The 12,039-nt window shown below is 60.2% G+C and carries 9 protein-coding genes and 1 pseudogene; 5 read left to right on the top strand and 5 right to left on the bottom strand.

What is annotated here, in order from left to right; translation table 11 throughout:
- The 4 genes and pseudogenes from WMO64_RS16820 to WMO64_RS16805 all read left to right on the top strand — a co-directional run.
- Window positions 1–224, top strand: a pseudogene (locus WMO64_RS16820) (hypothetical protein); the annotation flags it as partial.
- Window positions 225–520: 296 nt separating this feature from the next.
- Entirely contained in the window at window positions 521–1,237 is a 717-nt protein-coding gene (locus WMO64_RS16815) for a LytR/AlgR family response regulator transcription factor (protein ID WP_349232739.1), read from the top strand.
- A gap of 4 nt (window positions 1,238–1,241) precedes the next feature.
- On the top strand, window positions 1,242–2,576 hold the full coding sequence (locus tag WMO64_RS16810) for a GHKL domain-containing protein (RefSeq protein ID WP_349232738.1): 1,335 nt from the start codon (window positions 1,242–1,244) through the stop codon (window positions 2,574–2,576).
- A 195-nt stretch (window positions 2,577–2,771) separates the two neighbouring features.
- Window positions 2,772–5,882 (top strand): glycoside hydrolase family 3 C-terminal domain-containing protein, encoded by a 3,111-nt coding sequence (locus WMO64_RS16805; RefSeq protein WP_349232737.1) that lies wholly within the window; start codon window positions 2,772–2,774, stop codon window positions 5,880–5,882.
- Between the two features lie 48 nt (window positions 5,883–5,930).
- On the opposite strand, the gene WMO64_RS16800 is transcribed toward WMO64_RS16805, so the two are convergent.
- The 3 genes from WMO64_RS16800 to WMO64_RS16790 are packed head-to-tail and all read right to left on the bottom strand — an operon-like array spanning window position 5,931 to window position 8,954.
- A complete protein-coding gene (locus tag WMO64_RS16800) occupies window positions 5,931–6,902 on the bottom strand; it encodes a M56 family metallopeptidase (RefSeq protein ID WP_349232736.1) in 972 nt (323 codons plus the stop codon).
- Window positions 6,903–6,920: 18 nt separating this feature from the next.
- The gene (locus tag WMO64_RS16795; protein ID WP_349232735.1) at window positions 6,921–8,546 is read right to left on the bottom strand and encodes a hypothetical protein; all 1,626 of its coding nucleotides are present in this window, start codon (window positions 8,544–8,546) and stop codon (window positions 6,921–6,923) included.
- Between the two features lie 30 nt (window positions 8,547–8,576).
- Window positions 8,577–8,954 (bottom strand): BlaI/MecI/CopY family transcriptional regulator, encoded by a 378-nt coding sequence (locus WMO64_RS16790; RefSeq protein ID WP_349232734.1) that lies wholly within the window; start codon window positions 8,952–8,954, stop codon window positions 8,577–8,579.
- 260 nt (window positions 8,955–9,214) lie between these two features.
- Here WMO64_RS16790 and WMO64_RS16785 point away from each other — a divergent pair, with 260 nt between their 5' ends.
- On the top strand, window positions 9,215–9,709 hold the full coding sequence (locus WMO64_RS16785) for a DUF2798 domain-containing protein (protein WP_349232733.1): 495 nt from the start codon (window positions 9,215–9,217) through the stop codon (window positions 9,707–9,709).
- 81 nt (window positions 9,710–9,790) lie between these two features.
- On the opposite strand, the gene WMO64_RS16780 is transcribed toward WMO64_RS16785, so the two are convergent.
- Both WMO64_RS16780 and metA read right to left on the bottom strand, forming a co-directional pair.
- Window positions 9,791–10,453 carry an HD domain-containing protein gene (locus WMO64_RS16780; protein ID WP_349232732.1) on the bottom strand — a complete coding sequence of 221 codons (663 nt, stop codon included), beginning with the start codon at window positions 10,451–10,453 and terminating at the stop codon, window positions 9,791–9,793.
- Between the two features lie 44 nt (window positions 10,454–10,497).
- The gene (metA, locus tag WMO64_RS16775) at window positions 10,498–11,415 is read right to left on the bottom strand and encodes a homoserine O-acetyltransferase MetA (protein WP_349232731.1); all 918 of its coding nucleotides are present in this window, start codon (window positions 11,413–11,415) and stop codon (window positions 10,498–10,500) included.
- Window positions 11,416–12,039: the final 624 nt, after the last annotated feature.

The following is a 12,039-nucleotide window of genomic DNA, read 5'->3' as shown; positions in this document are numbered from 1 at the left end:
ATACCAAGGATACCAAGGATACCAAGGATACCAAGGATACCAAGGATACCAAGGATACCAAGGATACCAAGGATACCGGCTCTTTCCCAGCGAATGAATTCATTCCCCATTCGCCACGCGTGACAGATTCCAGGAACCAAGAGAAAAACGGCCATGAGTTAGTTCCAGACAGCACTCACATGTGTGAGATCGCACACGGCAGCCTCGAGCGAAGTATTGCATAAGACGGAGCCAGATGTGCACCAAGTGTTTTGGGTAACTGCGCAGAGACATGTTTTCCAGGATCCAGGATTCTTAACGTACAAAATCTGCAGAAAGCAAGAGGTTAATCAGTTGGTAGAGATTCAGAATCATCAGTAACCCCCCGGTCACGTTGGATGGCCGGGGGGTTGTTGTTTGTATTTTTGCATTTCCACCGTGCCGCCGGCCTCGCGCGGGCAGATATTTACGCCGGCGAAATTTTACGATATAATCACAGAAAGCGGGGCGTGTGCTCCGTACAGAGAGGGGCGAACACCACATGGAAGAGACGCTGCGGGCGGCGATCGTGGAGGATGAGGACGGGGCGGCCCGGGATTTGGAGGACTGCCTGAACCGGTACTGCCAGTCCAGGGGGATTTCCTGCTCCGCGGAGCGGTTCCGGGACGGGAAAAGCTTTCTGGAGCAGTACAGCCCCCGGTATGACCTGATCTTTATGGACATCCGCATGCCCAAGGTGGACGGCATGGAGGCCGCCCAGCGCCTGCGGGAGCTGGACCGGGTGACCGCCCTGGTCTTTGTCACCAGCATGGTGCAGTACGCGGTGAAGGGCTATGAGGTGGAGGCCCTGGACTTTATCGTCAAGCCGGTGCGCTACCCCTCCTTTGAGATGAAGATGCGCCGGATCCTCCAGGCCGTGGACCTGAAGAAGGGCCGGGAGGTGCTGCTGAATGTGGGGGGCACTGTGCGGGTGCTCACCTCCTCGTCCATCTACTACGTGGAGGTCATGGACCATGACATCACCTATCACACCAGCCAGGGGGACGTGACCGTCCGGGGCAAGCTGAGCGCCGTGGAGCAGCAGCTGCCCAAGGAGGTCTTCTTCCGGTGCAGCACCTCCTACCTCATCAACCTCCAGCATGTCCGCCAGCTCACCGGCGAGACGGTGCTGGTGGGGGACCGGGAGCTGCGGGTGAGCCGGGGCAAGAAAAAGGAGCTCATGGCGGCACTGGCCGCCTATCTGGGCAGGGGAGTGTGACGGAATGACTGGTCTGTCCCTCTATAAGCTGCTGTTCATGGCCCAGCTGCTCTTCGGCGAGGGCATGTTTCTCTTCCGCCTGGAGCGCAGGCCGCGGTTTGCGCCCCGGCTGGCCGCCGCCATCGGGGCAATGTTTCTGATCACCGCGCTTTTTCCCATCCTGGAATACAACGCCTGGTATGTCTCCTTCCTGTTCCTGACCCTGTTTCTGTGCAGCCTGCTGGCCATGCGCTGGTGCTACGACGAGCCCTGGGGCAATATCCTCTTCTGCGGCATCGCCGGATATACGGTGCAGCATCTGGCCTACCTGCTCTACACCTTTATCAGCGAGGCCACCCAGCTGAGCCTGCTCTTTGGCATGACCTTTGACCCTTACAGCGACAAGCTGTTTGACTTGGGGAAGATACCGCTGATCCAGACGGTGTTCTACATCGACTGCTACTTTCTGGTGTACGCCTTCGCCTTCAGTATCTTTGATAATCTCCTGAAGAAAAATCACAACCTGTATCTGGGCCGCACCAGTCTGGTGGGCCTCAGCGGGCTGCTCATCGCCGCCGACGTGATCTTCAACATGATTACCAACTACTATACCGCCGGCTCCCGGGCCTCCCTGCTGCTGGAGCGGAGCTACAATATCCTCATCTGCGGCCTGATTCTCATCCTGCTGTACAACCAGCTCTCCAGCCGGGCCCTGCGGGACGAGCTGGACGAGGTCCAGCACCTGCTGGAGCAGGGGAAGCGGCAGTACGAGATCTCCCGCAAGAGCATGGACCTGATCAACATGAAGTACCACGACCTGCGCCACCAGAGCGAGCTGCTCAGCCGCCGGGGAGATCTGGCCCGGGAGGAGAAGGGGGAGCTGGATCGGGTGCTGGCCGAGTACGCCGACCAGGCCAAGACGGGCAACGAGGTGCTGGATACCATCCTGACCGAGAAAAACGTGCTCTGCCGCAGCCGGGGTATCCGCCTGAGCTCCATGGCTGACGGCCGGGGATTGGACTTTATCAAAGCCCACCATCTCTACGCCCTGCTGGGTAACGCCATCGACAACGCCATGGAGGCGGTGCAGAACCTGCCCGAGGAGGAACGGGATATCCTTCTGGCGGTGAAGCGGACGGGCAATCTGGTGAGCATTCACGTGGAGAACCGCTGTGCCGGGCCGGTGGCCATGCGGGGCGGCCTGCCCGTCACCACCAAGGGGGACCGGGATTACCACGGCTTCGGCATGCTGAGCATGCGCACCGTGGCCGAGCAGTACGGCGGCACCCTCACCGTCCGGGTGGAGGACGGGGTGTTCCTGCTGGACGTGGTCATGGCGGACGAGCCGGAGGGAGAATAACCAACTGCGTCGCCTTTTGTGCAAACGGCGGCAAATCTCTTCCCATCAGACAGAGAAATTTGTATCATGCTCATGACGAAAGCAAAGTGCACCGGGCGCCGGGCCCGGGCACGGCGCGCCCGGCGTCATGAGCATTGATTTTCTCCGCCCGGCCAGGCGGAGGAGCATGCGGCAGGAAGAGAGGAGAAAATATCCATGAAGGCAGGAAAAATTGTACGCACCAGCGTGGGCGGCGTGCTCATCGCCCTGACCCTGGCGGTCACCATTGTAGCCAACGTGATGATTCCGCCCAACCTCAACGTGATCAACGGCTTCCTCGGTGACGGCGGCGGCACCATCATCGAGCAGCCCGACACCTACACCGAGGACCTGGACCTGCAGTACAACAAGGCCGACTACACCGCCGAGGAGATGGCTGCCGCGGAGCAGGCCCTCAACGAGGAGATTGTGGGCGAGGGCGTGGTGCTGCTGAAGAACGACGACAACAACATGCCCTTCCCCGCAGGAACCACCTTCAGCTTCTTCGGCCATTCCTCCCAGCTGATTGTGGGCAACACCTGGTTTACCCTGCTCCAGTCCATGGGAATGACCCCTGACCCCGGAACCACGCTGAAAAATACCTTTGAAGAGAGAGGCTTTGGGGTCAACGAGACTCTGTGGAACTTTTACAGCTCCGGCAACGGCAGCAGCTACGGCCTGGGCGTGGGCTCCATCAACTATGGCGAGAACGAGGACTTCTCCATCAACGAGTGCCCTCTGAGCATTATGGAGAGCGAGGCCGGCCTGCTGGACAGCGCCAAGGATACGGTGCCTGTGTTCGTCTGGAGCCGCCGAGTGGGCGAGGGCCGCGACATGCCCCGCTCCATGTACAACCACACCGACATCCCCGAGGATCAGGTGAAGAGCTACCTGGAGCCCGACAGCGTGGAGCTGGAGATCCTGACCTACCTCAACGAGAACTATGACAATGTGGTTCTGCTGGTCAACTCCTCCGCCGCCATGGAGCTGGGCTGGGTGGAGCAGTTTGAGAACATCAAGTCCATCCTGTATATGCCCAGCGCCGGCAACTTCGGCCTGTATGCCCTTGCGGATATCTTCGCGGGCACCATCAATCCCTCTGCCCGCACCATCGACACCTTTGCCGCCGACGCCTCCAGCGCCCCCGCCGCCCAGAACTACGGTGACTACCAGTACGTGGACGAGAACGGCGAGTTTACCAAGTACAACTATATCACCTATCAGGAAGGCATCTACGTGGGCTACCGGTACTATGAGACCCGGTATGAGGACGTGGTCATGGGCACCGGAAACGCCGGCGACTACAACTATGCCGACCAGGTGGTCTATCCCTTCGGCTACGGTCTGAGCTACACCACCTTCCGGTGGGATAACTTTGCCGCCTCCTGGGACGGCGACACCTGCACCGTCACCGTGGACGTGACCAACACCGGCTCCGTGGCCGGCAAGGACGTGGTCCAGGTCTATGTCCAGAGCCCCTACACCGACTACGACAAGGCCAACAAGGTGGAGAAGTCCGCCGTGCAGCTGGTGGGCTTCGGCAAGACCGACACCCTGCAGCCCGGCCAGACCGGAACCGTCACCGTCACCTTTGACCGGGAGCAGCTCAAGGCCTACGACTATACCACCGCCAAGACCTACATTCTGGACGCCGGCGACTACTATATCACCGCCGCCGCCAACGCCCACGATGCCGTGAACAACGTTCTGGCCGCCAAGGGCTACACCACCGCCGACGGCATGACCGCTGAGGGCGACGCCTCCTTCACCGATGTGTATACCGTGGCTCAGATGGATGTGGACACCTACTCTGTGGACTCCACCACCGGCGTGGCCATCACCAACCAGTTTGACTTTGCCGACAGCGGCTGCACCTATCTCAGCCGCAGCGACTGGCAGGGCACCTGGCCCACCCACGACGGTGAGATCAGCGACGTGATCTCCACCTGGGGCAACGAGATCAACGGCACCGACGCCGAGGGCAATCCCGCCTCCTATGTATATGTCAAGACCATCAGCGCGGAGGACCTGGCCAAGGCGGACTCCACGGACTCCCTCAACCCCACCGACGCCGCCACCCTGACCGATACCCCGGTCTACGGCGCGAACAACGGCCTGACCCTCATCGACCTGCGTGGCAAGGACTACGACGACCCCATGTGGGAGGACCTGCTGGATCAGCTCAACCCTGAGGACTACCAGAGCACCATCACCCTCTCCGGCTACGGTACCGCCGCCCTGGACAGCGTGGGCAAGCCCTTTGCCCTGGATCAGGATGCGGCCACCGGTCTGACCGGCGGCGGCACCGGCGTGAGCTACAGCGGCACCATCGTGCTGGCCCAGACCTGGAACCAGCCTCTGGCTGAGCGATACGGCGTGATGATCGGCAACCAGGCCGTCATCGGCGGCTGCGTGGGCTGGTACGCCCCCGCCATGAACATCCACCGCCTGCCTTACAGTGGCCGAAACAACGAGTACTACTCCGAGGACGGCTTCCTCTCCGGTGTGATGGCCTCCGCCACCAGCCGGGGCGCTGCCAGCAAGGGCGTGTATACCTTCATCAAGCACTTCGCGGTCAACGACCAGGAGAACCACCGGGGCGACGGCTCTGACAGCCAGGGCAACGTGCAGTACGGCCTGTGCACCTGGGCCAACGAGCAGACCATCCGGGAGATCTACCTGCTGCCCTTTGAGATGTGCGTGAAGAATGAGCCCATCACCCTCGGCTACGTGGAGGAGGACGGCAGCGGAGGCTATGTCAATACCACCCGGGACTATCCCGCTGTCACCGCCCTGATGACCGCCTTCAACCGCCTGGGCTACACCTGGACCGGCGGCTGCTACAACCTGCTCACCAACGTCCTGCGCACCGAGTGGGGATTCCACGGCTTTGTCATCACCGACGCCGCCCACACCCGCCCCTTTATGGACGCCTATCAGATGATTGAGGCCGGCGGCGACGCCAAGCTGACCAACGCGGACAAGAGCACCATCCCCTTCACCTTTGACAAGGATAACCCCGCCCACTTCCACTACGGCCGTCAGGCGATGCACAATATCCTCTACACCGTGGCCAACTCCAAGGTCATGATGGGCCTGATGCCCGGCTCCGAGTTCGTCACCCCCATGACCATGGCGGAGAAGATCCTCACCGGCATCAATATTGCCGCTGTGGTCATCATCCTGGCGCTGGCCTACTTCATCTTCCGGGGCTTCAAGCCCACCAAGAAGAAGGCGGCCAAGCTGGCCGCCAAGGCCCAGGCAAAGGCCAATGGTCAGAAGAAATAACCGGCCAACACAAAACCGGAGCGCGGATATACCGCGCTCCGGTTTTTTCTATCTCTTTGTACGTGGAATGGCGTTGAGAATGGTCCGGGCGTAATGCTCCCGCTCCTGAGCCGTCAGCAGCGCGGACACGTCGTCGTCACAGCACAGCTCCATGTCCCGCCCGCCCTGCCGGACCATCACCCACACCAGCGGGTTGAACCAGTGGCAGGCCGCCGCCGCAAAGAGCAGGGCCTTGTACAGGATATCCCGCCGCCTGCGGTGGCACAGCTCGTGGAGCAGCACCAGGGACAGTTCATCCGAACTTCCGGCCTCGGGGGCCCGAGGGAGGAGGATCACCGGGCGGAACAGCCCGGCCAGCATGGGACTGTCCACCCCGGTGCACACCGCCAGGGACACGGACGCCTTCAGGCCCAGCCGGGCCTTCTGCGCCTCCAGCAGCGCCAGCGCCGCCTGATCCGCCACCGGCTCAGCCCACCGGCGGAGATAACGCCGGAACCGCCAGTGGACGGCCAGCTGCCACAGGATCAGAACCGCCGCCACCGCCAGCCAGAGAAGGAAGAGCGCCTGCCCCAGGGTGAGGCGGAGCGGAGCCGGTGCGCTGTCCGGCGCAGGGGAAACAGTGGGAGGCGGGGCGGTACTGCCCGGGCTTGCCTGCGGAATAGGGGGAGAGGACGCTGTGCCGCCGTCCACAGAGATGCTCTGAGAGGGAAGAGGGGAAGCCGATGGGGCGGAAGACGGCAGGAAATGAGAGACAGTGGGAGAGACATCTGTTCCGCCTCTGTCCTGGGGCTGAGGCGCGGAGAGGATCGGTCCGGTATCCGGCGGCGTGAGCACCACCGGGGCGTTGGGCAGGGAGAAGTTGACGGGAATTAGCAGCCGCACCGCCACCGCCAGCCAGGCCCAGTACCGCCAGCGGATTTTATACCGCCGGGCTAAAATTGGCCCCAGCGCCAGAAGCAGCAGGATGACGGCGGACATGGTCAGGGTGACCTCCGCCAGAGTGAGCAGAAAGCCGGGCATGGACATCCTCCTGTGTTGTTATACTCTGGAGTCGGAGAGATAGAGGCGGTCTATCACGCCGTCCAGATCCTTGTCATAGAATGCGACAATCAGCTGGTAGGTGCCGCCGTCCCCGTCGGGGCAGGTGAGAAAGAGCCGCCAGTCGGTGGGCTCGGTGTTGACGCCGTTGGAGAACCACTCCCCGTCGGGATAGGCGGCCCTGGCCTCCTCCATGGTGCTGCCCAGGTGGATGCCCCGCCAGGTGGTCAGGGAGGGAAAGTCCGAGGTGGCCAGGACCCGGAGGGCCAGAGAGCCGCGGGCCGGGTCGTAGAAATAGGTGGCGCTGCTGCTGCCGCCGCTGCCGTACCACTCGGCGTAGGTGTAGACGCCGTCCCCATAGGTATCGTCGGTGGTGGTGCCGTAGGGCGTGCCCAGCAAACCGGTGACGGACGTACCCAGGGCATAAGACGCGCCGTCCAGGGTGAAGGAGGTCTCCAGGTCGCTGATCCCCTCACAGGTCAGGTCAAAGTACTGCAAAAACACCCAGCTTCCCACCCCGTTTTCCACCAGCTCCGGGTGATTGCTGGCGATGGCCAGGGTGAAGTACCACCGAACAGTGGGATCGTCCCCGTCGGGGGCATAGAACTGGACAAAGTCATCCTCCCATTTTGTGATGGTGATGGCCGAGGTATCCGCGTGATACCCGCAGGAGAGCAGGTCGGCGCTGTCCTCACGGAACCAGAGGGCATCGTCAAACTGGAGGATCACCGGCTGAGCCGTATACACATACCGCTGGAACAGCTGGGTACTCACCTCATGGGGGAAAATAATAGTGGACTGGCTGAGAATCTGGTCGTCCATCCGCCGCCAGGAGGTGTCCTGGAAGTCGGCAAACTGATGCCAGGTGTGCCCCTCGCTGTCGGTATAGGGCTGCCCGGTGGGCGTCGCCTCTCCCCGGAAGCAGTCCATAATCTGGTCGGCCTGGCTCAGCTTGCCCCGGAGAAAGGCCTGCCGGCCTGCCTGGATCATGGCCTCGTCCCCGGCCTCGCTGCCCTGTCGGATGAGGAAATTCCCCAACATGCCCTCCCAGCCGCCGAGAAAACCGGCGTCCGTACCGTCGCTGACAAGAGTGCCCAGCAGCGTCCGGGTATCGCCGGACAGCTCTACCACCAGATAGTAGAAAAAGCTGTCCGGGTGGTACCAGCCCTCGTCGTCCATCCAGCTGCCGCCCGCCAGCATCATATCCGGGTCGGCGGCCTTCAGACGGTAGACCACCTGATACACCTCCAGCTCGGCGTCGGGGAGAATGCCGGAGAAGGTGCCCTCGCCTTGAATAGAGGTGACCTGGCTGGCGGTAAACGTGCCGGAATCCCCTGACAGTTCCTCCATGGACTCTGCGGCGTACTCTTGAGCAAAGACAACCACCTCCTCGGGGATATCCGAAAAAGAGGTTTCCTCCGGGGGCTCCGCCGCCGGGCGGGTGCAGGCCACCAGACCGCCGGCAAAGACCACCAGCACCAGGGCGGCCACTGCCAGCAGGCCGCCGTTCTTCCGCCCGGTGGCAAAGAGATTGCCCAGCCGCCGCCGGACGGCCCCCGCGCTACTGCGGAAAGAGGTGGAGAAGAGAGTGGCGGGTGGTTTGGGGCGCAGACGTGTTCCTTTCATGCTGTATCACTCCTCTATACAGACACAGGCCTACTTTCCTTCTTTCAGTTCCTCCAGATATTGCTGGAGCTCCTCCAGCTCCGCCTGGTTCACCCGTCCATCCCCGGCCAGGGAGGCCACAAAGCCCTTGAGGGAGCTGCCGAAGAGCTGGTCCAGCACAGCCCGGCCTTCAAAGGCCTGGTACTCCTCCCGGGTGACCAGAGGCGTGTAGTAATTGCTCTTGCCCAGCTTCCGGCAGGCAATGACGCCTTTCTTAGTGAGGCGGGTGAGATAGGTGTTCACCGTATTGGTGGCCCAGCCGTGGCTGGAAAGGGTGTCCTCCAGTGCCGAGCGGGGCGTCTCGCCGCCGGCGGCCCACAGGGCTTTCAGCACCTCCAGCTCGGTGTCGGGCAGGCGTCTCAGCTTCATAGGCAGACTCCTTTCTACTTCTATTGTAGTATATCCTCTGATTCCATATTACCATAGAAAAGCATGATGTCAAGAACGAAAGGGTTACAAAACGGACATATGAGAGAGCACGAACCGAACGGAGTGCTGGAAATTTCGCTTTGACTTTTTGAAACGGCAGGGCTATAATAAATTCACGTGTAGCAGATAGAGCTGGCAAAGCGTGTCATGACGGGAGACCGTCGTGACACGCTTTTTAATTTGAAAGGAGAGACTTTGACATGCCGAAAACCAAGCTCCAGGGGATCATCTTCGGGCTGCTGATGTCCGTTACCATGGCCTACGGGATGGAGGTCTACAACGTGGCGCTGAAAGAGGGAGGACTGTCCCAGATGACTAACCACGTGTTTTGGGACGCACTGCTGGAGGCGGCCTACATGTGGCTCTTTGTCTTTGTGTTCTCAAACCTGTGGGGGAACCGGATCGGCCATAAGCTGGCGGATAAAATCTGCCGTGCGGAGGACAGCCCCTTCCTCCACACGCTGTTCATCTCCGGCTGCACAGTGCTGATTATGTGCCCCACCATGAGCGCCGTGGCGGCGGTGCTCTTCTCCGTCATTCTGGGCGGCGGCAGCTGGGATCAGCTGCCGGCCTACTGGGTGGCCACGGTGCTGAAGAATTTCCCCATGGTCCTGCTGTGGAACCTGTTCGCCGCCGGGCCTGTCACCCGGCTGCTCTTCCGGCGGATCTTCGCCCGGCAGCTGGCAGAGGCCTGACGTGCGCCGGGACAAAAATACGGCGGAACCGGTTTGGCCGGCTCCGCCGTATTTCATCTTATAAAGGTCTCCGCCGGAAACTCACAGCAGGGTCAGACCATTGATATCCAGCTTGAAGGTCAGGCCGAAGAACTCCGCTGCCTTGCGGCATAGGAGCATCCGGTCCAGGAAGATTTCGAAGTAGTCCATCACCGCGCACACCTCTGTATTGATGGAGAGGGTGAGGGTGACGGTCTTGGCGGCGGTGTCCAGAGTGAGATCGGACTTCTCCACCGCGTAGTTGACCCGGTCATGGATGTCAAAGCTGATGGTGTCCTTGTTGCGCACCCGGCTGCGCCGCACGTCGGTCTTGTCGGCCAGCAGCAGGGCGGCGGCAATGGCGTTGACCGGGAAGGCGGTCTTGTCGTCGTGGTAGCCGATGGCGGTGATGACCGCCGCCACGTCCACCGGGTCCATACCCATCTTGTCCAGAATGCGGAAGGCCATAGTGGCGCCGCTGATGGCGTGGTCGTGGCGGTTGACCACGTTGCCGATGTCGTGCATGAAGCCGGCAATCTTGGCCAGCTCGATCTGCCGGTCGTCGTACCCCAGATCCCGCAGCAGGCTGCTGGCGGTCTCGGCGCACTTGGTCACGTGGGCAAAGGAGTGCTCCGTAAAGCCCAGGGCGATGAGGGAGGCATCCGCCTGAGTGATATAGGTGCGGATCTCCGGGCTGTTCTTTACGTCCTCATAGGTGATTTTCATGGGGAATACCTCTTTAATTGTATTTCATTCAGGGCGCGCCGGATTCAGCGCACATTGGCCAGGTCATAGGGAGTGGTCTGATACACGTAGTAATTGAGCCAGTTGGTGTACAGCAGCTGTCCGGCGCTGCGCCAGCGGACAACAGGGGGCTTCTCCGGATTGTCGTTGGGGAAGTAGTGCTCCGGTACCGCGATGTCCAGCCCCTTGTTCCGGTCCCGCCAGTACTCCTTGGCCAGTGTGTCCGGGTCGTACTCCGGATGGCCCATCACAAAGAACTGGCGGCTGTCCTGGGTCTTTACCGCATACACTCCGGCCTCATTGGAGTAGGCGATCAGCTCCAGCTCAGGCACCTTCAGGATGTCCGCCTTCCATACCTCCGTATACCGGGAGTTGGGGGCGTAAAAGATGTCGTCGAACCCGCGGAAGAGCGGAGAGCTGGGTTTGAGCACCATGGTCTCATAGACGCCGAAGAGCTTTTTGGGCAGAGAGCGCTTCTCGATGCCGTGGTGATAGTATAACCCGGCCTGGGCGCCCCAACAGATATGGAGCGTGGAGTGGACGTGGGTCTTGCTCCACTCCATGATCTCACACAGCTCGTCCCAATAGTCCACCTGCTGGAACTCCATGTTCTCCACCGGCGCGCCGGTGATGATCATGCCGTCGAACCGGCGGTCCCGCACCTTTTCAAAGGTAGTATAAAAGGACTCCAGATGGTCGCTGTCCGTGTTCCGGGAGTGGTAGCTGGAGGTCCGCAGTAACTCCACCTGGATCTGGAGAGGCGTGTTGGACAGCTTGCGCAGCAGCTGGGTCTCGGTGACAATCTTGGTGGGCATCAGATTGAGAATCAGCACATTCAGCGGCCGGATATCCTGGTGCATGGCCCGGTACTCTGTCATAACAAAGATATTTTCACCCTCCAGCACCGCGCGGGCGGGGAGAGAATCAGGGATTTTAATGGGCATATGAGCCACCTCCTGGAAAATCGTCCGCATACTTCTTATATTATAATAGCTGGAAAGTCTCTCTGCAACCGCCAAAAAAGGAAGAAAGTCCACGGTGCGAGGACAGATGCACGCCATGAAAATAAAACGAAAAAAAGAGAAGAAAAGTGTTGACAAGTCGGGGATGGGGTGGTAATATAGACAAGCTCTCCGCGAGAGAGCGGCCGAGCGAAAGAGCACAACGTTTTGGGCGCGCCTGACGGCTGACGACGAAATGGAAAAAGTGCTTGACAAACGAAGCGAAACATGATATCATATAAAAGTTCGCTGCGAGAGCGGTGAGCGGCTGGATGAGAGTTCTGGATTTGAACTTATGGAGCTGAAAAGCTCTGAAAAAAGTTTGAAAAAAGTACTTGACAGCAACGAAACGATATGATATAATGAACAAGTTCCTGCCGCTGAGGTAGGGCGTGCACCTTGTAAATTAAACAACGTGAAGAAACACGAAGCACCAGAAGAGGACAAGAAGTTCTCTTAAACAAGCAAAAGCTTGGTTGAGAGGCTCTTAAAAATTTCTTTGAAGCTATGAATTAGGCTTCAATAAAATTGATTTGAGGAACTGAAAAGTTCTTTAAATACCATTTT

This window comes from Pseudoflavonifractor intestinihominis, from assembly GCF_040096055.1.
GTDB lineage: Bacteria > Bacillota > Clostridia > Oscillospirales > Oscillospiraceae > Pseudoflavonifractor > Pseudoflavonifractor intestinihominis.
This window is presented reverse-complemented; position numbering and strand designations above follow the sequence as displayed.